Below are 23,610 nucleotides of genomic sequence, written 5' to 3' on the forward strand. Positions count from 1 at the left end.
GAATGCGATCTATATGATGCTGAACTGTCTAACCATACATACCATATGATACATGCTTGTTTCATATGAACGAACCATATGTGAGTACATGCTTATATATGCATGTACACATAATTTATTATTCATTCCAGTATAAATAGAAACATTCACATTTAATTTTTTCACGATCCTCTCACTATTCCCCATTTCTATAGACCCCTAACCAATTAATATGCCTACTACTCATGATTTGCTTTCAAGCTCATGATTGATCAACTCATTTTATTCATAGGGTCTTAAGGTGCAATGTTTTAGAAAATATTTGATCAGAAGCGGAGTGATTGATCTGACAGTATACAGATGAATTTTTTATCGTTGTTGAAAATTAATTTTAGAAAAGGGTGGATGTATTGAAAAGAATATTGTCATTGGCTCTCATCGCGGTGTTAGTCATACAGTCTAGTATATTAGGAATTTTGCCTTTAGCAGGGGCACAAGCGAAAGAAAGCCAAGAAAACATTTATGGGGATATTGAGTTTGCTGATAGCGAAGGAAACAAGTTATCAAATATAGAAGATCAGCAAGTTAGAAAGGCAATTGTTCATTGGTCGATAAAAGGAATAGATCTAAAAAAACAATATCCGTATGTTCTCACTCTTCCTTCAGCCATACAGGTAGAGAAGGAGCAGAAGGAACCCATTACAGTGGGTGACATAATTGTTGGTGAGTATACTGTTTCAAAACAAAATGAAGTGACGGTCATATTTAAAGAAGATGTTGAGCTTGATCCAAATTTAGAAGGATCAATAGACATCGATGTCACCAGTATAGCTGAGCAAAAAGAGAAAACAAAGCAAGATGAGCGTGAAGAAAGCCTTCCAAAAGAAGACTCAACCTCATCTGAAAAAGACGATAAGAATCAAGAAGCCGCTCAAACGAAACAAAGAGATGAAGATGAATTACTAAAAAACAAAGTGAGCGTAACTAAGCGTGTAGGGCTGCAAAGTGTTTCAAAACAAATGCAAATACAAGAAAATCTCCTCACTGATGCAAAATTAATTTTTGAAGACCAGGAAGGAAATTCAGTTGATAAGCCTGACATCAACTCGCTTATTTCCATTAACTATGAGTGGGCGATCCCAAATGGTCATAGCTATAATGGCGGGGATGAATTCCATTTCAAGGTTCCAGAGGAATTAGTGATTTATGAAAAAATCGATCGTCTTGAGATGAAATTTAATCAGGCAACCATTGGTTATTTTTCTGTAGATGAGAGCGGAAATGCTTCCATCGAATTCACGGATTTTATTAAACAATATTCAAATATCCATGGAACACTTCAAGTGTGGACACAATTAGATCAACAAACAATCATCACTGAAGAAAAAGAAGTAATCATTACCCCGATTGAAGGCAAGGATACCGTATCAATCCCGATTCAATACCTTCCAAATGGTCCAAACGTCTCGAAAAAGGGAGAACCAAATCGATCTTACAATGCTGAAACCATTCAATGGACAGTTGATTTTAATATGGACTTAGACGATGTGAAACAAGCGAAACTGTTAGATCCGATTCAAGAAGGTCAAGCGTTGAAAAAAGACTCAATCAAGCTTTATCGTGTTGATACAAAGCTAAATGGTGACACATCGATTGGTCAGCTGCTTGACGAAAATCACTACACAATCGGCCAAACAGCAGATGGTCAAGATTTCACGATTGAATTTAAAGATGACGTGCATCTAGCCTACCGTTTAATGTATGAAACGGACATTACGGATCAAGATCAGTCTGTGTTTCGTAATAAAGCGTCCCTTGTTTCTGCTGATAAAGTGATTAGTTCAGCAGAAGGAACAGTGAATGTGACAAGAGGCAGTCCTTTAAATAAAAAAGCCGCCCACTACGACCCAGTCACACAAACAATTACGTGGGAAATTCGTTATAACTATAACGAAAAAAAGATTGCTGAAAAGGATGCTTTGTTAGAAGACTTCTTTAATGGTACACAGGCGCTGATTTCTGATTCATTCCAAGTCAAGGAAGTCACAATTGATCAGAATGGCAAAGAATCAGGAACAAAAGCGTTTGAAGATTATGTGGTTCAACCTCAAAAAAAGGATGAACAAAACGGGTTTACCTTGCAATTCAATCAAGATATCCAATCGGCTTATCTCATCACATATCAAACAAAAGCAACCGAGCGGATTTTCGAAGCTGAAGACATTATCAATACTGTAACAGCTGGCAAAGAGAACAAACAAGGAAAGCAAAGAATTGATCAACAAATCCTCACGAAAAATCATGGAACACCGAATTACAAGAACAAGACCATTCCATGGCGTATCATCTTCAACAAAGATCAACAAACCATGAAAAATCTAATATTAAAAGATACGTTTACAAACGAAGGATTGACGCTGCAAAAAGATAGTTTAAAAGTGACGACAGGTAATACAGTGCTTGAAGAAGGCACAGATTATCAAATCGTTGAACATGCAAATGGATTTGATATTCAATTTACGAAAGAAATTAAGACAGAGCATACCGTCACATATACAACGTCTTTTGATTATGAAAAAAGAGCAGATAAAGATCAAAACAATCTGCGTAATCATGTAAAACTTGAATGGATCAATGAAGATGGGAAGGCATTGACGAAGGAAAATCAATCTGTTTTCACGCCTGACACATACACGCAGTCAAATGGTTTCAAAAATGGAACATATGATGCAAAGAAAAAAGAGATCACATGGAATATCGGTGTGAACTATAACTTGAAACATTTAGAAGAGGCGAAAATCGAGGATTTCATTCAAGGAAATCAGCGTTTGCTTGAAGATTCAATTACTATCTACTCACTTGATTTACATGGCGGGGAAAATGGTGCAGAAGAAAAAGAGGTTTTAGCGAAAGAACATTATGACATCAAATTCCTTGAAAATGAAAAGGGAGAATCAGGGTTCGAGGTGACGTTCAAAGAAGCCATTGATTCCCCATACAAAATCACTTATCAAACAAGTGTTGAAGGAATGGACTTAGTACAAAAAAACTACGAAAACAAAGCAACCCTTTATGATGGAAAGACAAAAGAATCTGATGTGAATGCTGTGGTGTCCATTCCAAATGGAGGGAAATACACGAGCAAATCAGGAAATCAGCAAGGGAAAGTCATTGAATGGAAACTAAATATCAACTTTGGTCAATCAACAGTCCAAGATGCGACGATTATAGACCATCCGAGTAGTAACCAAGCCATAATAGAAAACTCATTTCATCTGTATTCGACGGCAATAGATGAAAAGGGGCAAGTGACCAAAAAGGAGGAGCTGGAAAAAGGGAAGGATTATGAGCTAGACCTTGAATTCGATCCAGATTCTTTTCAAATCAAATTTAAAGAAGAAATCACGAGACCATATATTTTAGAATACCAATCTCTCATTTTAGATAAGGTGGGAAGTACACTACAAAACGAAGTAACGTTTAGAGGTGAAAATGTAAAAGAAATCAAAAAGGAATCCGAAGCCTCCATTGTGGTCAAACGTACCGCTGGCATGGGAGATGGCACAGGAGCGATTGGCGATTTAACCATTAAAAAGGTAGATGCGAGTAGTGGAAAAGCGCTAAAAGGAGCAAGCTTTTCTCTGACAGATGCGGCGAGCGGTATCGTCATTGGAACAAAGACAACAGATGAAGAAGGAGCTCTTCGATTTGATCGTCTTCTGTATGGTGACTATATTGTGACAGAAGAGAAAGCACCAGATGGTTATATTAAGACGAAAGAACCAATCAATGTCACGATTGATCAGCCTTACGAATCAGGAGATCAAACGAAAACAGGAAATAGCATGACGGTGCAGAACCAAGAAATCCGCCAGCATGTCAAGCTAACGAAAAAAGACAAAGAGACAGGTGCTGCATTAGAGAATGCAGAATTTGAACTGAAAAATGAATCTGGAGATACCGTCCAAACCCATTTGAAAACGGACGAAAAAGGAGAAATTCTTTTCAAACGTCTTGACCCAGGTTCCTATTATTTTGTGGAGACAAACGCACCGAAAGGCTATCAATTAAATCAGCAAAAATGGCCTTTCACCATTAAAGAAAATCAAACAGAAACAACGATTGTCACCGCAGTAAATGACATCGTCAAAGGCTCTGCTGAATTGAGCAAAATAGGTGAAGGCGGAGAGAGACTAGAAGGTGCACAGTTCAAGCTCTTAGATCAAAACGGGCATGAGCTAAATGGTTCGCTCGTCACAGGAGAAAATGGCAAAATCACGATAAGCGAACTAAGACCGGGTACGTATCAGCTCATTGAAACAAAAGCACCTGATGGTTATGTATTAGATGAAACACCCATCACATTTGAAGTACCACTCGATCCAACAGAACCAGTCATCATTTCACAAAAGAACCTATATGAAACAAGTGCATTAGAAGTGATAAAAGAAGGAGAAGATGGCAACAAGCTTCAAGGTGTTCATTTTGAAGTGATGGATCAACATGACGAAGTTGTGCGTAAAGATTTGACAACAGATGAAGATGGGAAGCTTTTGGTCGATAACCTCAAACCGGGCAAATATCAGCTTGTGGAGACAGAGAGTATTGATGGTTATCAAAAGAAAAATAAACCTGTTCCTTTTACTATCGAAGTAGCACAAAAAACACCGACAGAGATCAAAGTGATCAATGATCTTAAAACTGGAGCTGTCCAGCTCACGAAGCTTGGTGAGAACAATGATGTGCTTGAAGGAGCAGAATTCAAGCTTGTAGATGCAAATGGAAAAGAGATGAAAACAGGTCTTGTCACAGATGAGAACGGGAAGATCATCGTCAACGATCTTAAACCTGGAACCTATCAGTTTGTTGAAACGAAGGCTCCATTCGGTCATGAGCTTGACGAAACACCTGTCACTTTTGCTATACCATTTAACCCTCAGAAGCTGATCAGTGTGACAAAAGAAAATAGCCGCACAACAGGCGGAGTGCTGTTACACAAAAAAGGCGAAGATGGGAAATCATTAGAAGGGGTTGTCTTTGATCTATCTGATGCCAAAGGAAAAATAGTGGCAGGAGGAGAAGGAATCACAACCAATCAGGGTGGAAAGATTACCTTCACAGGTCTAAAACCAGGAACCTATCAATTTGTTGAAAGAAAGAGTCTTGAAGGTTATGAATTGAGTGCGACACCACTTGTCTTTGAAGTTGAATTAGGTCAAAAAGAATTGATTCAAGTGGAGGCCATCAATCAGCTCAAGAAAGGTTCTGTAGAACTAACAAAAATAGGGGAAGAAAAAGAAAGATTGAAAGGCGCAGAATTTACACTTTTCAATGACGATGGTAAAGAATTGATGTCAGGTTTAACAACAAACGAAAAAGGCATCATCACTGTCAACGATTTGAAACCAGGCGCTTACCAATTGGTTGAAACGAAGGCTCCTTTTGGACATCAACTTGATGCAGAACCAGTAGACTTCAAGATTGATTTCAATCCAAATCAACTGGTGAAAGTGACAAAAGAAAATATTCGGACGACAAGTGCTGTGAAGCTTCAGAAAAAAGGGGAAGATGGTCAGTTGCTCGCTGGCGTGACCTTTGACCTGATTGATGCGCACGGTCAGCGTGTGAAGAAAGACTTAAAGACAGACAAAAACGGTCAACTGACAGTCGATCAACTGAAGCCAGGAACCTACCAATTTGTTGAAACAGCAAGCATTGCCGGCTATGAATTGGATCAGACACCTGTCTCATTTACGATTCGATTAGGTCAAGACAAACCAGCAAAAGTAGAAATGATCAACAAACTGACGCCTGGAGCAGTCGAACTGACCAAAGTGGATGCTGAGGGACATACGCTCGAACATGCAGAGTTTGCTCTTCTGAGTAAAGAAGGGAAAATGTTGAAGAAATCACTTGTAACCGACCAAAAAGGAAAGCTTCACATCAACGATTTAAAACCGGGAGAATATCAATTCGTTGAAACGAAAGCACCTCATGGCTACAAATTGGATGATCAGCCGATCCTGTTTACCATTGAGAAAAATCAGCAGAAGCCACTTCAATTAACAGCGAAGAATCACTTGATCTTAGGGAGTCTGCGTATCATAAAGGTAGATCAGCAGACAGATAGAACCTTAAAAGGTGCAGCCTTTGACATTCGTACAAAAGCTGGGAAAACGATAAAATCTGTGACAACAGGAAAAGACGGAGAAGCCATTGTCAAAGGGCTTAAACCTGGTGAATATACACTCACAGAGACGAAAGCTCCAAATGGTTATGTAGCTTTAAAAAAACCACTCGCTTTTACAATTCAAATGGGCGAAGTGGAGATCAAGACATTGATTGTGAAAAATGCTCCAATGAAGAATGAAGTGTACCACACGAATCCTCCAGCCTCAGATAAAGGGGATCAACATCCGCCTCATGACTCAAACGGTGAACTGCCAAAGACTGGAGAAGAATGGCTGCGTTATATGATGTATGCAGGGATTTTACTAGTAGTGTCTGGAGCTGTTCTGCTTGTTGTTAGAAGAAGAACCATTCAGTAAAAGGAAGGAACGAGTGTATTAATGAAAAAAAGAACCTTATTAGGCAGCTTTTTGGTGGTTACGGGGCTAATGCTCATTTCCGTTCCTTATATATATGAGTGGCGAACTTCTCAAGAGACAGCGGCAATGGAACAGGCATTAAAGATGATAGAAGAAAATGACAGTGATGCCCTTTCTTCTATTCCACATCTCACTGTGTCAGAAGAAGACCTTCGAGATGTAATGGAGCTAGAGATCCCGTCAATTGATTTAAACGAAAAAGTGCTTCCTGTTACAACAAAAGAAAATTTAGGTATTGCACTGACTCAGATCAAATCTCATCAAATGCCAGGTGAAGGGAATTTCACGATTGCAGGCCATAGAGGGTATAGAGGCGATCGGCTTTTCAGGCAGCTGCCAGAGGTGCCGAAAGGAGAAAAAGTCGTCTTACATCATCAAGCGGAAACATACGAATATAAAATTGTCAGCTCAGCTACAATTGAACCGACGGATGTGGATGTACTAAAGGATCGTGGTAAAAATGAACTGACATTGATCACTTGTACTCTTGATGGCCAGAAACGATTTGTCTTAAAAGGAATACGAATCAATGCTTTAAAGGGTGAGCAACCGTCGGATGTATAACACCAACATAATAGATGATGGAAAAGCAGCGCTCACGACCGACATGTTACACCAATTGTTATCAGAGCATTATCCAACTTTAAAAAACGAACGTTGGGATGTTGATGTAGATACAATCCGGACTTCGCCTATTCTTCACCCTATATTAAAAAGAAAGCTTCCAATTGGTATCGAAAAATTCACCTGTGTTTTGTTCACGCAGCAAACAGCAGCTTTTGGCGAACCTTTGATTGTGTACTTTTTATTAGATGAAAAAGGCGAAATGATTTACGCAATGGATCTCTTGCTCGAGCAGCAAGATACCCATTAAACGAGAAATAAAAAGGAAGGGAGTTTGACTCCCTTCCTTTCAGATTGTTGACAAAGGGCTGAAATGATGTTTATTTTAGCCCTTTGTCTTCTTTTCAGTGTGATAGAAAACCTTTGCATTCTAGGAAGGACGAGCACCGGAACGGAGCGAATTTGACATTCGTGAGTACCGGCGCGCAGGACTGACAAAGAATGCGAGGGTTTGTCTACATGCTGGAAGGGAGTTTGACTCCCTTCCTTTTTCGTCATTTAATCAAGCGAACAACTTCAGCCCAACCACACCAATCACAATCAGCAGCAGGCTGAGGATACGAATCATGTTTTTCGGCTCTTTAAATAGAATCATATTAAATAAGACAGAGCCCGCCGTTCCAAGACCAATCCAGACCGTATAGGCAACGGATACTTGAACGGAAGAGAACGAGGCGTATAAAAACAAAAAGGATAAGGCAAACCCGCCAACAAATAAAATGCCTGTCGTGATTTGCTTTTTCTTACTAAACATATTGAGGCCAATGGTTCCGCCGATTTCGCAGGCAGAGGCTAACAGTACAAAAAACCAGCCCATTTATACCGCTTCTCCTTTCTGTTCATGTGCTTCTCCATCAGACACTTTCAGTCCAATAATGCCGAGAATTAAAATGCCCATAAATAAGAGCTTTTCTAATGAAAACGAACCGCCGAACAGCGCATAATCCATCAAAGACGTACCAATCGTTCCAACTCCGGCAAACACGGCGTACACGGTCCCTGTCGGCAGCTTCTCGCAAGCTTTCATTAAAAAATAAAAATCAACGGGGATCAGACAGATAATGATCGCCCATTCCCACACCGCATCAGCTTTATTTAAACCAAACACCCAAAGTAATTCAAATAAACAAGTGAGTGCGACATACATCCAGCTTTTTTTCATCCTATTTCCTCCTAAAACTTAAAACTGACGATTCGTCATTTTGAAACCAAAAAAGAGCGTACAGCAAATGCTGTACTCAGATTGTCGACAAAGGGCTAAAATGAACTTTATTTTAGCCCTTTGTCTTCTTTTCAGTGTGATAGAAAACCTTTGCAGTCTAGGAAGGACGAGTACTGGCGCGGAGCGAATTTGACATTCGTGAGCACCAGCACGCAGGACTGACAACGAATGCGAGGGTTTGTCTACACGCTGCGTACAGCAAGTGCTGTACTAAGTTAAGGTGTCTCTATGCCAAGAGCGTAAAGAAGAAATTGCTTTACCTCTCGCTTTTGAATCAGAACCTCTTCTGTATCTGTTTCTGTAAATAAGTACATTTGCTCAGCAGATGATTCAAGTAAACCGATAATGAATTTCGCTGCATATTGACAGTTCAAGTTTGCCCGCACTCTTTTGTCCTGCTTTGCTTTTTCTAAAAAAGCAGCGACCCATTTGTAGATCGGTTCATAAATATCTTCCCATTCCTTTAAATGCTCCGTGGCAGCTAAGCCGGAGTAGGTTAGCGCAAGGACATCACGGTATTGTCTTGTAAAAGAGAAGATAAATTCAACAAGCGCATCTGCTTGATCGAGGACATCCGCATGCTGAGTGAGTTCTTTTTCAATGGCAGGCACCATCTGCGAGATCAGATGTTCTGCAATAGCAGGCATGACAGACAGCTTTGAAGGAAAATATAAATAATACGTTCCTTGCGCCACTCCTGCTGTTTTCACAATATCCGATATGGTCGTCTTTTCAATTCCTTTTTCTTTAAACGCGTCAATGGCAGCAAGCATAATCTTTTCTCGTTTCGACACATCATCACCGACCTTAAATGACTGAATGTCAGTCAGTTTAGCTTAAAAATGACGATTTGTCAATATGGTATTCTCTCATTGAATGTGAGAATAAGTGATGAATAGATACGGGCAAGCCTGAATAAGCTGTCAATATGGTCAAGCATTATGTGAGAAAGGGGCAGCTCTCTCTATGACATCCAGTGCTATCGTTTCCATTGTTTATTTTCTCCTGCTCGTCCCGCTCTATCTTCATATGAGATACAAACAGGCGAAAAAGCACAAACGCTTTATTTACTTGCGAACAGAAATGGTTCTTGCCTGTCTGTTTATTTATACAAATGTTTTATTATATTTGACGGTCTTTCCAAATCGTTTTTCGGCACCAAAGGATCAGGTGAGTGTCAACCTCATACCTTTGCAATCCATTTATCAAAATCTCCACGCCTACCACCATGGCTACCCAAATCTTGTTTTTTTAAATTTGGCAGGGAACATTTTGTTGTTTGTGCCTCTTGGCTTTTTTCTTTATCAAGCCTTCCGCACCATGCGCTGGCAAAAGGCGATTCTTGCTGGCTTTTTCTCGTCAACGATGATTGAATTGCTTCAATGGATGTTCTCGCAATCTGGTATCATTACAAGAAGCAGTGATGTTGATGATATCCTTTTAAATACACTTGGCACTGCACTAGGTTGTATTTTGTTTTGGATGTATCGACGAAGGAAGGAGAAAATTAAGTGAAGCGAGTTTGTATCATTCCATGTGGAGCGAAGAAAATCTGGGACGTCCATCCAGATGCAGGGAGCCAGCCGGCAAATCTTGTTTATTTAAGTCCGCTGCATCAGCGTACGAAAAGCTACGCCCAAACGTTCTTTTCAGACTGGCTCATCTTATCAGCGAAGCACGGATTCTTAAAGGCAGATGATATCATTCATGAAAATTATGATGTGGCTTTCGGTACACCGAACGCTGATCAGATGACACGAGAAGCACTAAGACAGCAATTTCATGAAAAACATCTCTCTGCATATGATGAATTAGTGGTACTAGGTGGAAAGAAATATCGAAAGGTGATCGACCCTTTATTACATCCTCATCAAACAACGATTTATCCGCTAGCTCCGTATAAAGGAATAGGCTATATGCTTCAGGCGTTAAAACAAGCCGTTGAGACAAAAATAGAACTTCCGCCGCATATTTAACGCATTCACATCTACTAATAAGCAGGGTTTTGATCATCAAAAAGAGAATGAATGAAGGAGCGGTGCTAATTGTTTCATATCTTTTCATCAGCCATTTGGGTGTCCGCATCGCTTATAAAAAGTGGCTATATGAAAAAGGGGGCGTATGAACATGACTACCATCTATTTAGCTGGTGATTCAACCGTTTCATCTTACCCTGATCGTCCTGTTCAAGGAGGATGGGGAGAGTTTTTACATCGCTATACAGCGCACGGCGTAAGCGCCGAAAACCGTGCAATCGGTGGAAGAAGCTCAAAAACATTCATTGAAGAAGGACGGCTTGATGACATATTGGCTGACATTCAGCCTGGGGACTGGCTGTTCACACAAATGGGTCACAATGATGCTTCAACGGAGAAGCCCGAACGACATACAGATCCTTTCACGACGTATAAAAGCTATTTGTCTCAATATATTCATGGAGCAAGAGCAAAAGGAGCAACACCGCTTTTATTAACGCCAGTCGGGCGATTTCATGAAAAAGACGGAGAATATATCAATGATTTCCCTGATTACTGTGCCGCTATGAAGGAATTAGCTGATGAAGAAGAGGTCCTTCTCGTCGATTTAAATACGGCAAGCCTTCAGTTTTATCAAATTTCCGGTATCGAGAAAACGACTTCTTACTTTATGCTATCAACTGGCATAGAGGATCGTACGCACTTTACAAAAGAAGGAGCAGATGCGATCGCACGACTTGTTTCTCTTGAATTAAAAGACCTTGGGTTAACGATTGTGTGATGGATGACAGGACGAGTGAGCGCTCGTCCTGTTCTTTTTTTGCAGAAAGCTATTGATTCCCTTCATCAGTGTAGACTACAATAGATACATATGATAATGAGAATCAATATCACTTAAAAATAGATCAATCGATGAAAAACTGGAGGGACTCAAATGACAGATCAGCTTGAATTGTTTGACGTCACCATTATTGGCGGCGGTCCAGCAGGAATGTACACCGCCTTTTATAGTGGGATGCGGGACTTAAAGACCAAGGTACTGGAGTATAACGAAAGCCTTGGAGGAAAAATCCTACTGTATCCTGAAAAGGTCATTTGGGATGTAGGCGGTTTGCCGCCAACAAGAGGAGAACAGCTCATTCAGCAGCTGGAGACGCAGGCGAAAACATTTGAACCAGAGATTGCACTGAATCAGAAAATCACGACATTTGAGCGCGATGAACATCATAATATTTTGTTGACGGCTGAAAATGGTGATCGCCATTTGACGAAGACCCTCATTTTAGCGATGGGCCACGGCATTCCTGTCCAGCGGAAACTTGAAATCGAGCATGCAGACCGCTATGAAGTGACAAACCTTTATTACACCGTGCAGGAGCTAAAGACTTTTGCAGGAAAGCGTGTGGTCATCTCTGGAGGCGGCGATTCTGCGGTTGACTGGGCAAATGCCCTTGTTCCAATTGCTGAAAGTGTCACCGTCGTGCATCGCCGTGATATGTTTGGCGGACATGAGAAAAATGTCGCCCACATGAAGGCATCTTGCACACGAATTTTAACCCCGCATGAACTGACAGAGCTTCACGGTCAAGGCGATAAAATTGATGCTGTGTCCATCCAAAACATAGAGACAGGCGAAATCGAGCGAATGGAAACAGACGCTGTCATCGTCAACCATGGCATGAAAGGCGATTTAAGTATTCTATCCGAATGGGGACTCAAGCAAGGTGAATGGGGACTGATCGAGGTCAATGAAAAAATGGAAACCAATTTACCCGGCGTCTATGCAGTAGGCGATTTATGTACACATAAAAGCAAGGTTCGCTTAATTGCTGGGACGTTTGTTGACGGAGTCAATGCGCTTAATAGCGCAAAGCTTTACATCGAACCAGAAGCTGAAAAAGTGGCATACGTTTCCTCACATAACGAACGCTTTAAAGAGAAAAACAAAGAATTGCAAACGGCTGGAGCTCGTTAAACACCCTTCAGTCAACCATTGAAGTGCTAAAATGTCGTTTATTTTAGCACTTTTTTTATATGGAAGGAGAAAGAGAAAATGACAACCCGTACTCATACCATTCTGCGCATGAAAGAGAGCAGAGAGCGATCTCTTTCTGTCAAACAAACGGTCTCCTGGCTGACAGCTTCACCTATGTTCTTGACAAGTGATGGATCTGTGTTAATTGAGATGGAAGGATTGGAATATGAGCTAAACGCAAAAGATAGCATGTTGATCCGCTCAGGTATAAACGTCATTATCCAATCTTTATCCAGCGAACAGGTGGTGATTCATACTGTCATATTTGACCAATTTACCTTGGCAAATGATGCACAAAATGAATTGGTCTATAAGGTGAATTATGATGATCTCCCGGATAATGGAGAAATCGTTAAAGGCTCTGCCACCCTTTTTTCCTACATCAAACAAATGAAGAGGAGTCAAAGCATTCAAGAACAGGTGAAGTGGCTGGAGGACATCATGCGCATTTTTCAGCGTCAATCCAAGCCATACACTGAAAAGGTGCATTATTCTATTGAAATGATTTTGCAGTATATGGCTGAGCATTATGAGCAAAAGCTAACAAGAAAAGACTTAGCCCATAAGATGGGCTTTCATGAGAGTTATTTTTCGACTTTTTTCAAACAAAGTATGGGACAGAGTGTGACTGACTATATTGCACAAATTCGAATAGATGAAGCAAAAAAACGTCTTCTGCAAACAGATGATCAAATTCAAATGATTGCGCGGCAAGTGGGCTATACAGACAGTTTATATTTCAGCAGGATATTCAAGCAGAAGACAGGGAGGTCCCCTAGTCAGTTCAGAAACAATCGAAGACCAGAGCGGATTGCAGCTTTTCAATTTGCCGGATCATTGGTCGCATTAGGCATTCGACCTGTCTGCATTGACCGAGAAACCTTTCTTCATTCAGATATACTCAAAGATCAGTTGCCCGGTTCTCTGGTCATAGATGAACACACGCCAGATGACATATTCAAATCACTTCAATTAGATTTAATCATCATCCCTAACTATTATTATTCAAAGCCTGCATTGATCAAACGGTTGGAGCGGATTGCACCTGTACTTGTTCTGCCATATGGTGGTGGTCATGCTGTACAAGAGGTCTTATTTACAGGGCGTCTGTTAGGAAGAGAGAAAGAGGCAGATGATTGGGTGAGACGCTTCGAATATCTGAGTCAAAAAGCGAGAGATGATTTATCTTCCTTTAGGGAAAAAGGAGAGACAGTCGCGATTTATGAAATGAGAGGACATGACAAAGTGTACATTTGGTCTTATCAGGCAAGAGGTTCCTTCTATCTTTACGAAACGCTTGGCTTAAAGCCTCCAAAGGCGATTCAAGAAGAAGTTCTTCGCCCGAATCAACATACAGTTATTCCTTTAGAGAGGCTAAGAGAATACGAGGCGGATCATATGTTTTTTATTGCAGGGGTTCAACATGGGTGGTATGAACAAATGGATAAACGGCTGGAGGAAAGCGATGTTCTCCGTCAATTGTCTGCTGTAAAAAACGGAACCTTCTATCCGCTAAAGCTAGAGGAATTTCGATTTGATGAAGGGGAGCGGGCGCTTCTTTTAATCAATCGTTTCGTCTCCAAATTGACACAGAAAACCTATCCAACAATTGTCCATATGTAAGTTGAGAGAATCCTCCATAGACCGCTTCCCATGAGGTTGATAGAATACATGAGACTAGTAATTGATAACTATTCTCATTTGTGTCAGGGAAATGAAGGAGGAATACTCATATGAAAAAAACATATTGGATATGTGCTGTCATCTTAATCCTGGTATTGTCAGCCTGTGGTAAAAAAGAAGAAGACAAAACGGCAGAAACAAAGCAGCAAACAAAAACCATTGAGACTGTAAAAGGGAAAATCGACATTCCAGCGAACCCAAAACGCATTCTTATAGATGGATATTTAGGCAGTGCAATTGCATTGGATGTTCACCCTGTAGGTGCAACGACACAAGATTTAAAGAATGTCCATTTGAAGGACAAGATCAAAGGAATTGAGGATATCAGTGACGAACGTTCAGCTGAAAAAGTTCTTAGTCTAAAGCCTGATCTGATTATCACAGCCGTACAGGATGAAAAGGTCTATGATGTGTATAAAAAAATAGCGCCAACACTTGTATATCCTTACAATTCATTCAAAGACGCACACGAAGAAATCACGGCTTTGGCAAAGGTGTTAAACAAAGAAGAGGAAGGAAAGACGTTTCTCGCCTCCTTTGATCGACGAATTGAAGCAGCTCGAAAAAAAGTAAATTCTGCATTAAAGAAAAATGAAACAGTCTCCATCATGGGCGCATTTAAAAATGATGTGTATGTGTATGGGAACGGAATTTACCGAGGTGGACAGGCGCTATATCAACAATTGAAAATGAACCCACCAAAAGAGGTCGAAGATACAATTTTAAACAGCAAGACAGGCTACGAAGTACTCTCTTATGAAACCCTTCCGAAATATGCTGGAGATTATATATTCATTGATGAATCCAATGGCGGGACATTTGATAAAAATAATTCCATCTGGAAGAGTTTAAAAGCTGTCAAAAAAGAGCAAACCTACCAACTGGATGCAGAGTTCTTTTGGCCGTATGACCCGATTGCAGTAGCGAACCAAGCTGAAAAGTTTGCCGACATATTGACAGAATTGTCCGAGCGGTAGGAGGTCCGTCCATTGTTAAAGCGTTTCTTATCATACTACAAACCATATATGGGTCTGTTTATCGTAGATTTTTCCTGTGCGGTGCTGGCTGCGTTACTCGAATTATCCTTTCCACTCGCAATAAGTAAAGTCATGGACGACTTGCTGCCAAATGGGGATTGGGAAGCCATTTGGTTCTGGGGAAGCATGCTCCTCATTTTATATGTCATCAGCTCCACTATGCATTACGTTGTCACTTATTTTGGCCATAAATTAGGCATCAATATTGAAACGGATATGAGGAACCAGTTATTTTCTCATGTGCAAAGAATGTCCTTTCGCTTCTTTGACCAAAAGAAAACGGGAAAGCTCGTCTCTCGTATGACAAATGATTTAATGGATATTGGAGAAATCGCTCATCATGGTCCAGAGGATTTATTTATTGCGGTGATGACACTGACTGGTGCCTTTGGGCTTATGCTATCTATTAACTGGCAGCTTGCGGTTCTCACCTTTATTGTCGTTCCATTCCTTATAGGATTATCCGTCTATTTTACGAAAAAGATGTCCGCTGCTTTTGATAAAATGTTCTCAAGTATTGGACGATTCCACTCACGTGTTGAAAACAATATTAGTGGAATACGTGTTGTGAAAGCATTCGGGAATGAGACACATGAAATGGATCGTTTTATTGAACATAACCAGCAGTTTAGAGAAACAAAACTAGCCACTTATCAAATGATGGCAGTCCACACAGCTGTAAGCCATTTTCTCATTAAAAGTGTTACAGTTTTTGGTCTTGTATGTGGTGCATGGTTCGTATTGCAAAAAAATATGACGTATGGAGAATTTGTTTCATTTGTTCTTTTAACAGGCATCTTCTTAGGACCTATTCAACAAATCAATGCTGTCATTGAAATGTATCCAAAAGGTGCAGCGGGCTTTAAACGATTCGCATCACTCATCGATCAATCGCCAGATGAAAAGGATGTTGATGATGCAATCAAAGTCAATCATTTAAAAGGCGATATTGTATTTGAGCATGTGTCTTTCCAATATGAATCAGGGAAACCTGTTCTGCATGACATCAACCTTGAGGTCAAACAGGGGGAGACGATTGCCATCGTAGGTCCTTCTGGTGCTGGAAAATCTACGCTTTGCAGTCTGCTGCCTCGTTTTTACGAATGGCAGGAAGGGACCATTACGATTGATGGTATTGAGACAAGAAAGATGACACTCCCGTCACTTCGCAGTCAAATTGGTGTCGTGCAGCAAGATATCTATTTATTCCATGGAACAATTCGCGAAAACATCTTATATGGAAAACTACAGGCATCTGATGAGGAAGTATGGGAGGCAGTAGAGAAGGCTCAATTGAAAGATCTTGTGAATAGCTTGCCAAAAGGGCTGGATACGATCATAGGTGAGCGCGGGATGATGTTATCTGGCGGACAAAAGCAGCGGATTTCCATTGCGCGTATTTTCCTTAAAAATCCGCCAATTTTTATCTTAGACGAAGCTACATCTTCGCTTGATACGGAGACAGAGTCCTTTATCCAAGCATCACTTGAAGAACTGGCTGAAGGACGAACAACGTTTATCATTGCGCATCGTCTAGCCACTATACAACATGCCGATCGCATTGTTGTTTTAACAAAAGAAGGCATAAAAGAGCAAGGAAGGCACGAAGACCTTCTTCAAATGGACGGAATGTATCGGCGGTTATATGAAACACAATTTAGAATATAGAAGAGAAAAGCCGGCATATTGCCGGCTTTCAGTGTATAGACAAACCATCGCATCGGTTCCTAGTCCTGAAACCCATTACTCACAATGACCCCTGATTCAGCTCATTACATTAATTGCGAGGCGCAAATAACATCACACTGACCCCAGCCAAACAGATCAAAGCACCCATCCAGTCATAGAAATCAGGCGTTTTTCGATCGACCCACCAGCCCCAAAACACAGCAAGAACCACAAATATGCCGCCATATGCCGCATAAACCCGTCCAAAGGCGGGGAACTGCTGGAAGGTAGGGATGACCCCATAAGCGACGAGGATGAGGCTGCCAGCGATCCCAAAGCTGACAGGTTTGGCTTCACGCAGCCAAAGCCACACAAGATAGCCGCCGCCAATTTCTGCTATTCCTGCTAATAAAAAAAGAACGATCGTCAACATCATGTAAGGACACTCCAATTCGATTCATTGTCTTCTATTATGACATGCTGAAAAAATGCGTGCTACTTCATTTACATTGTGAGGGAAAGGAGAGTTTGCTAAAATCAACTGAACAGAGAATGGAAACACATGGATTCTTGACTTTTTGGATATAGGTGATCCAAATGATCTTTCCTTTCGTATAGTAAGTACATTCTCATGGGAGCACACTTCCTTTTTCGGCGCTCTTTTTTTCTCCTTGGAAAAAGAGTAAAGTACAAAGTAGGCTTATTTCAGCAAATCGAGTGATAAGCAATACGTGAAGGATTTCATGATGAATGCAGCATGCTCTTTCTCATGAAAAAGGGAGGAGATGACCATGGATACACTGAAAGATTCTGAGCTATATCACAAGATCAAATTTGATCGTCATAAGCCTTCGCTTGAAGTGCTGTATGATCGTTATGAACGTGTGTTATATTCGTTTATTTATAAAATGACTGGAAGCCGTGAGCTTGCGGAGGAAGTGCTTCAAGAAGTCTTTATCAAGCTCTGGCGCGGCATAGGAGAATACCATACGGATAAAGGGAAATTCTCCTCGTGGTTATTCATGATGTCACGGAACACAGCCATTGATCTCCTAAGAAAGCACCGGAACGAAACGGCACTTGAAGATGAGCATATTGAATATTTAGCTGATCATCAAGAAGATGTATCAAAGGAAGTCGAATGGAACGAGGAAAAACAAATCATACGTGAAGCAGTATCTACACTGTCAAAAGAACAGCAAACCATCATAGAAGATGTCTATTTTAAAGGAATGACACAAAAAAGCATTGCAGAAAAGCTAGGCATCCCCATTGGAACGGTGAAGGGAAGGGTTCGATTGTCATTGAAGCACTTACGGACGAGACTGTCTCGCGGAGGAAAGGAGGAAGAGGCATGACTCAGTGTAAACATCAAGTGATTGATTATTTCAACGGGCATTTACAAGGAGAAGAAAAAGCGCAATTTGAAGAGCACATCAAGCACTGTTCAGCTTGCAAAGAAGAGCTTGAAGAATTGACATCGCTCATGTCTGACATTCCATTTCTAGCAGATGACCAAGCACCTCCGGCAGGGATGAAGGGCCGCATTTTATCCCAGGTGTTTGAAGAAGAGACATCAGAGACCGTCGAAGAAAAGAATGACCAGAAGAAAGAGCTCAAGGTCGCACGTGAACCAAATGAGGTCAGACCGATGCAAAAGAAACGAAAGCAATGGCTGTTGCCGCTTGTTGCCGCACTGCTTCTCATTTCAGCAGCTGGAAACGTGTATTTCTTAACAAATGGAAAAGAACAAGCGGAAGAACCTGTAAGGGTTGTTGCGACAAAATCACTGACATCAGCCGAATCACCAAAAACAGCAGGTGCTTTTTCAGTGATTGAGCATAACGGCAAAAAAGAACTAGTTGTGAGTGCAGACGGATTAAAGGGTCAGCTTGATTCATCTGCTGTTTATCAAGTATGGCTCATTAAAGGAGATCAGCCCGTGCCAGCTGGTGCCTTTAAAACAGATAACAAAGGAGAAGGAACTGTCACCTATGCGTTATCTGAAAAAGAAGCGAGCGAATCATGGGATACCGTGGCAGTCACCCTTGAACCAAAAAAGGATAACAAGCTGCCGCAAGGACCTGTCGTACTAAGCGCTGCATTTTAAATATGATTCAGGAAGGATGCCTTTTGGCATCCTCAGATTGTAGAGAAACTCATGTTTTTCTACAATCTTTTTTATTTTTAGCGTAAGTATGATGGATGAAAATTAATGAAAAAGGCTTCCCACACACCTAGCCTAGCTTCGCTAGGTGTGTGGCAATCTTTTTCATGTTCTGGCACGCAGCTGTGAGGAGAACTTGCTCACTCACGTTTTGTTTTCCCCTCAACCGGCAGTAGCGAAGCCCATGCAGTTGTTTTGAATCTGCAAAGCTTCGCTCTATTTTTTCTTTTCTTTTTTTATATAGCTCTTTTCCAGAGACAGTTAACCGATTCTGTCTGATCTTTTCTTTATGTTCTTCCCATATGTGTCTTGAGATGACCTTTTGATGATTTTTCGACCTTGTGCATCTTTCAAGGAAAGGACACGATGCACATTTTTTAGGATCTGATTTGTAGAATCGATAACCTTTTCGATCAGTTGTCGTATATAAAAGCTTCTCACCCTGTGGGCATATGTAATGATCATGTTCAGAATCATACTGAAATTTCCACTTCTCAAATAACCCTCTTGTTGGATGAAAACGTCTATGGGCAATGACACCAAAAACATGTCGATCAGATAAACCTTTACAGATTGGTGTTGTCAAATAACCTGAATCAAGCGCAACAGCTTCTACTTGAAAACCAAATCGTGCGATTTGGTGATCTAATCGATCAAGATACGGGACAGAATCATGGACATTTCCAGGTGTGACATGAGCATCAGTGATGATATTGTACTTCATATCCGTTGTACGATGATCTAGATAGAAAAAGCCTTCTGGCTTGTTTTCGCGATATAGATAGCCACTTTCAGGATCAGTCATACTTTGACGAATGTCTTTTTCTGTTTTCACCTCCTCTTTTACCTTTAAGAGCTTTTTTCCATGTGCCACCCGATCTTCTTGGACTGCTTCTTCTAAATCATTGATATAGTTCTGGGTATCTTGTTCAATCGTTTTTCTCGTATATTTATGTTTATTAGCATTGGCTTTAAGATGAGTTGAATCAGTAAAAAGAACGCGACCTCCTACCATATCATGATTGATAGCTTGAAGCACAATCTCATCGAAAATGTCTTGAAAAATCGTTGTATTTTTAAATCGAGTACGACGATTCCAACTAATAGTGGAGTGATGGGGAACGGGATCATTGATGTTCAAACCTAAAAACCATCTATACGCCATGTTATAGTAAATTTCTTTTTCGAGTTGTCTTTCAGAACGGATACCGTACAGGTATCCGATAAACATCATTTTGAACAAAATAAGCGGATCAAGAGAAGGACGACCTTTATTTTCACTATAATAGGGTTTTACTTTATCTACGATAAATGAAAAATCAATGTATTGATCAATTTTACGAAGCAGGTGATCCTCTTCGACCAGTTGATCTAGCAATACAAATTCGGCTTCGTGCTGAGAAGAATTTCTAGTGTGGAACATGAGAAAAAACACCTTCCTTAAGTGGGTTTTTCTCTATTATAAAATGAGGAGATGGAAAGTTTAAGGGGAAAAATAAAGCTGTCGAGATTTTCTCGACAGCCTGAGGATGCCTTTTGGCATCCTTTTTTGATAGTCAGAGGGAACTTTTTGACAGATAAGGCGTAGTACATATGGAGGTGAAACAGATGAAACCATACATAGAAAAAGAACTATTTCTCTTATCAGTGAGACACGCTTGTGTTGCCATATATTTTCTTGTCATCCCATTTTTGATCCCATTCTTTTATCGCCCATCGTTTTTATTCATTACGCTCATTACACTTTTTATCACTCATAACTTAGCCGAAAGTATCATTTGGTTTTATAAATCAAGAAAGATCAGAAAGCACCAGTCTGGTGATCTATCGAAACGAGGACATGTTTTGACCCAGATCGTGCAAAGGCTTGAACAGCTGATGATGATCAGTTTTGTGGTGTTTTTTATAAACGAATGGATACAGGGGATAGCAAATATGTCTAACCTCTTCTTCATTTCTTTTTTCTTCATCATTGTTTTCCTGCAACACATCCAGTTTTATTACGTTCAGCTATTCTTTAAATCCAAAAGCTGGTTCTCCTATGTTCCTTCATTGCAAAGGGCTCGTCCTTCTTATATAGCGAGGGAGAGGAAGGCATTAAAGAGATCCTAAATGTGCAATCACTCGTTTGATCTATCTATAAACATCAGAAAATTATGATAAAATGTGGAAAGAAAGAATGGAGAAAGGGAGTGCGAGTGAGTGAAAGCTGTTGGACTATTGGAGTACTTACCGATTGAGCATGAGCAAAGCCTGATGGATCAGGAAGTAGAAAAGCCTAAAGCAACGGGCAGGGATGTACTGGTGAAGGTAGAGGCTGTGTCAGTGAATCCAGTTGATACAAAGGTGAGGTCACCGAAGGATCAGAAAGAAGAAAAGCTGAAAATTCTTGGCTACGATGCAAGCGGCACGGTTGTTGAAGTCGGCGAATCTTGTACATTGTTTCAGCCTGGTGACCACGTGTACTATGCGGGAGATATCACGCGTCAAGGCTCTAATAGTGAGTATCAGCTTGTGGATGAACGGATTGTGGCGAAAAAGCCTGCCAATCTCTCCTTTGCAGAAGCTGCGGCGATGCCGCTTACGACCATTACGGCATATGAAGCGCTATTTGACCGGATGCATATGAAGAGAAATGCAGAAGGGGCAACACTGCTGATCATCGGTGGTGCAGGCGGAGTAGGTTCTATCGCCATTCAACTAGCCAAATTAGCGAATGCCACTGTGATCGCCACTGCATCAAGACCTGAAACAAAAAAGTGGTGTCTGTCATTAGGTGCTGATCATATCATTGACCATCATCAGCCGCTTCTCGCGCAACTCACTGAAAAAGGAATAGGTGAAGTGGATTTTATTTTATGCTTGAATGATACAGACGGACATTTCAAAGGCATGGCAGAAGCCATAAAACCCCAAGGCACGATCTGTACGATTGTTGAGAATCAGCACAACCTAGACATCCAATTACTCAAAAATAAAAGTGCTGCATTTGTATGGGAGTTCATGTTCACACGACCTATGTACAAAACAGCGGACATGATCAAACAGCATGAGCTTTTGACAGAGGCGGCTGAGTTATTTGAACAGGGAACATTAACGCATACCTTAACAAAGGTGCTCAGTCCGATCAATGCTGCTCATTTGAAGCAGGCACATCAAACACTTGAGCAAGGAAAGATGATTGGCAAATTTGTGCTAGAAGGATTTGAGAAAGGGGAGAGCGTATGACGTCCTTACAATATCCGATTGGCTTATATGAACCGGTTGAAAATAAAACAAAGGAACAGCTTGAGGCATGGATTGATCAGTTGGCCGCAATTCCACAACAATATGAAGCGGTCACCAATCATTTGACAGATGTTCAGCTGGATACACCTTATCGGCCGGGGGATGGACTGTCCGTCAGCTCATTCACCACGTTGCAGACAGTCACCTGAATGCTTATCTGCGATTCAAACTGGCGCTCACAGAAGAAACACCGGACATACGTCCATATGATCAGCAGGGATTCGCCGAGCTTCCAGACAGCAAGGCGCCCATCAGTGTATCACTGCCCTTGATCAGCAGTCTGCATCACAGATGGGTCACGTTACTTCGAGGGATGTCAGAGGAAGATTTCAACGCAACTTATTATCATCCAGCCGATCAACAAACCGTTTCCTTATATGATGCAACAGGCATGTATGTCTGGCATTCAAAGCATCATCTTGCTCATATCACGGAATTAATCAAAAGAAATCAGTGGAATTAAAGAAGTAAACACATGTCTGGTAGAAGAATTGTCGGCGCTATGTTCATCTGTATGGCGGCATTGTTTTATTTAGCGAAATATGTGCTTTTTGAGATCCGTTATAGTAACAGCTTAGGCTCAGAAAGAACGATAGAGGAACTTGAACAGCTGCTGCCTGGTGGTACGTGGATTAGTATCCTTTTTCTCATCATCGGTCTAGCTTATCTTTTATGGGATGACAGGGAAGTTCTTCAAAAAACGTTCATCCTCTCAGATAAACAAGTAGAAGAAGACATAAAAAAGACGGACCTCAAGTGACCGTCTTTTTTCCTATTCATGTTTAGCCGCGTTCAGGACGCAGTGCTTTTTCCAAAATGGCTAGGCCTTCGTTGACTTTTTCTTTTTCCTCGTCATTGAGCCGTTGCAGGGAATTTTTGATTTTTTCGTGTCCTTTTTGATAAATGCTTCTGAAAATATTCTTCGCTTCCTCTGTCAGTTCTACGACAATCATTCTCCGGTCACGCTCAGAGTGTTTCCGTTCAACAAAGTTAGACTGTTCTAAACGGTCAAGCAGACCTGTCATATTGGACAAAGAAGCGCCCATTTTTTCAGCAATTTCGGATACCTTGAGAGAGCCATGGTTATTGAGCAGCATGAGCACCTTCATTTGAGGCATACTCATATCGAGCTTCATCCATTCTGAAACATCTCCAAGACCTGCAGCTGTGAGGACTTTCATATAAAGCACCCATGTCTTTTTTTCCTCCGGAGATAGAATCTCTTCTTTTAATACGGTGGTGTCATGAATATTATATTCCACGCTTGTTCACTTCCTTTAAGCGGCTCTTTTCTCTATATTACTGATTTTCACTTCTAATTGA

Annotated in this window: 20 protein-coding genes and 1 pseudogene; 15 read left to right on the top strand and 6 right to left on the bottom strand. The window is 40.9% G+C overall.

What is annotated here, in order from left to right:
* Window positions 1-380: 380 nt before the first annotated feature.
* From C5695_RS03940 to C5695_RS03950, 3 genes are read left to right on the top strand one after another with little or no spacing between them, the layout of a single operon-like run.
* A complete protein-coding gene (locus tag C5695_RS03940; protein WP_233230805.1) occupies window positions 381-6,527 on the top strand; it encodes a SpaA isopeptide-forming pilin-related protein in 6,147 nt (2,048 codons plus the stop codon).
* Between the two features lie 21 nt (window positions 6,528-6,548).
* Entirely contained in the window at window positions 6,549-7,151 is a 603-nt protein-coding gene (locus tag C5695_RS03945; protein ID WP_117729388.1) for a class D sortase, read from the top strand.
* Window positions 7,144-7,461 carry a hypothetical protein gene (locus C5695_RS03950; RefSeq protein WP_117729390.1) on the top strand — a complete coding sequence of 106 codons (318 nt, stop codon included), beginning with the start codon at window positions 7,144-7,146 and terminating at the stop codon, window positions 7,459-7,461. The genes C5695_RS03945 and C5695_RS03950 overlap by 8 nt, the downstream gene beginning before the upstream one ends.
* Window positions 7,462-7,713: 252 nt before the next feature.
* Here C5695_RS03950 and C5695_RS03960 read toward each other — a convergent pair whose 3' ends face one another.
* The 3 genes from C5695_RS03960 to C5695_RS03970 all read right to left on the bottom strand — a co-directional run bounded on the left by C5695_RS03960 (window position 7,714) and on the right by C5695_RS03970 (window position 9,227).
* The gene (locus tag C5695_RS03960) at window positions 7,714-8,028 is read right to left on the bottom strand and encodes a DMT family transporter (RefSeq protein WP_003217878.1); all 315 of its coding nucleotides are present in this window, start codon (window positions 8,026-8,028) and stop codon (window positions 7,714-7,716) included.
* A complete protein-coding gene (locus C5695_RS03965) occupies window positions 8,029-8,373 on the bottom strand; it encodes a DMT family transporter (protein WP_117729392.1) in 345 nt (114 codons plus the stop codon).
* Between the two features lie 275 nt (window positions 8,374-8,648).
* Window positions 8,649-9,227, bottom strand: coding sequence for a TetR/AcrR family transcriptional regulator (locus tag C5695_RS03970; RefSeq protein WP_117729394.1), 579 nt, complete (start codon window positions 9,225-9,227; stop codon window positions 8,649-8,651).
* A gap of 172 nt (window positions 9,228-9,399) precedes the next feature.
* On the opposite strand from C5695_RS03970, the gene C5695_RS03975 reads away from it, so the two are divergent.
* The 7 genes from C5695_RS03975 to C5695_RS04005 all read left to right on the top strand — a co-directional run bounded on the left by C5695_RS03975 (window position 9,400) and on the right by C5695_RS04005 (window position 16,832).
* Window positions 9,400-9,948 carry a VanZ family protein gene (locus C5695_RS03975; protein ID WP_117729396.1) on the top strand — a complete coding sequence of 183 codons (549 nt, stop codon included), beginning with the start codon at window positions 9,400-9,402 and terminating at the stop codon, window positions 9,946-9,948.
* Entirely contained in the window at window positions 9,945-10,409 is a 465-nt protein-coding gene (locus tag C5695_RS03980) for a DUF6884 domain-containing protein (protein ID WP_117729398.1), read from the top strand. Before C5695_RS03975 ends, C5695_RS03980 begins: the two co-directional genes overlap by 4 nt.
* Window positions 10,410-10,560: 151 nt before the next feature.
* On the top strand, window positions 10,561-11,190 hold the full coding sequence (locus tag C5695_RS03985; RefSeq protein WP_117729400.1) for a rhamnogalacturonan acetylesterase: 630 nt from the start codon (window positions 10,561-10,563) through the stop codon (window positions 11,188-11,190).
* 153 nt (window positions 11,191-11,343) lie between these two features.
* Window positions 11,344-12,384: an NAD(P)/FAD-dependent oxidoreductase gene (locus tag C5695_RS03990; RefSeq protein ID WP_117729403.1), complete on the top strand. Its 1,041-nt coding sequence runs from the start codon at window positions 11,344-11,346 to the stop codon at window positions 12,382-12,384.
* Window positions 12,385-12,462: 78 nt separating this feature from the next.
* Entirely contained in the window at window positions 12,463-14,067 is a 1,605-nt protein-coding gene (locus C5695_RS03995; RefSeq protein WP_117729405.1) for a helix-turn-helix domain-containing protein, read from the top strand.
* A 110-nt stretch (window positions 14,068-14,177) separates the two neighbouring features.
* Window positions 14,178-15,104, top strand: a complete 927-nt coding sequence (locus C5695_RS04000) for an ABC transporter substrate-binding protein (RefSeq protein ID WP_117729408.1) — start codon at window positions 14,178-14,180, stop codon at window positions 15,102-15,104.
* A 12-nt stretch (window positions 15,105-15,116) separates the two neighbouring features.
* On the top strand, window positions 15,117-16,832 hold the full coding sequence (locus tag C5695_RS04005; protein ID WP_117729410.1) for an ABC transporter ATP-binding protein: 1,716 nt from the start codon (window positions 15,117-15,119) through the stop codon (window positions 16,830-16,832).
* A gap of 109 nt (window positions 16,833-16,941) precedes the next feature.
* Here C5695_RS04005 and C5695_RS04010 read toward each other — a convergent pair whose 3' ends face one another.
* Window positions 16,942-17,268 carry a YnfA family protein gene (locus C5695_RS04010; protein ID WP_117729412.1) on the bottom strand — a complete coding sequence of 109 codons (327 nt, stop codon included), beginning with the start codon at window positions 17,266-17,268 and terminating at the stop codon, window positions 16,942-16,944.
* Window positions 17,269-17,623: 355 nt separating this feature from the next.
* On the opposite strand from C5695_RS04010, the gene C5695_RS04015 reads away from it, so the two are divergent.
* Together C5695_RS04015 and C5695_RS04020 are read left to right on the top strand one after the other, a co-directional pair.
* A complete protein-coding gene (locus C5695_RS04015; protein WP_050944756.1) occupies window positions 17,624-18,190 on the top strand; it encodes an RNA polymerase sigma factor in 567 nt (188 codons plus the stop codon).
* Window positions 18,187-18,942 carry an anti-sigma factor gene (locus C5695_RS04020; RefSeq protein WP_117729414.1) on the top strand — a complete coding sequence of 252 codons (756 nt, stop codon included), beginning with the start codon at window positions 18,187-18,189 and terminating at the stop codon, window positions 18,940-18,942. The genes C5695_RS04015 and C5695_RS04020 overlap by 4 nt, the downstream gene beginning before the upstream one ends.
* Before the next feature lie 127 nt (window positions 18,943-19,069).
* On the opposite strand, the gene C5695_RS04025 is transcribed toward C5695_RS04020, so the two are convergent.
* Window positions 19,070-20,422, bottom strand: coding sequence for an IS1182 family transposase (locus C5695_RS04025; protein WP_117729417.1), 1,353 nt, complete (start codon window positions 20,420-20,422; stop codon window positions 19,070-19,072).
* A 779-nt stretch (window positions 20,423-21,201) separates the two neighbouring features.
* On the opposite strand from C5695_RS04025, the gene C5695_RS04035 reads away from it, so the two are divergent.
* The 3 genes and pseudogenes from C5695_RS04035 to C5695_RS04045 all read left to right on the top strand — a co-directional run bounded on the left by C5695_RS04035 (window position 21,202) and on the right by C5695_RS04045 (window position 23,047).
* Entirely contained in the window at window positions 21,202-22,227 is a 1,026-nt protein-coding gene (locus tag C5695_RS04035) for a zinc-binding alcohol dehydrogenase family protein (protein WP_117729422.1), read from the top strand.
* Window positions 22,224-22,750: pseudogene (locus C5695_RS04040) on the top strand (YfiT family bacillithiol transferase). The gene C5695_RS04035 and the pseudogene C5695_RS04040 overlap by 4 nt, the downstream one beginning before the upstream one ends.
* 12 nt (window positions 22,751-22,762) lie before the next feature.
* A complete protein-coding gene (locus C5695_RS04045; RefSeq protein ID WP_117729424.1) occupies window positions 22,763-23,047 on the top strand; it encodes a hypothetical protein in 285 nt (94 codons plus the stop codon).
* 22 nt (window positions 23,048-23,069) lie between these two features.
* On the opposite strand, the gene C5695_RS04050 is transcribed toward C5695_RS04045, so the two are convergent.
* A complete protein-coding gene (locus C5695_RS04050; protein WP_117729426.1) occupies window positions 23,070-23,549 on the bottom strand; it encodes a MarR family transcriptional regulator in 480 nt (159 codons plus the stop codon).
* Window positions 23,550-23,610 lie beyond the last annotated feature (61 nt).

It is taken from the genome of Bacillus pumilus, assembly GCF_003431975.1.
GTDB lineage: Bacteria > Bacillota > Bacilli > Bacillales > Bacillaceae > Bacillus > Bacillus pumilus_N.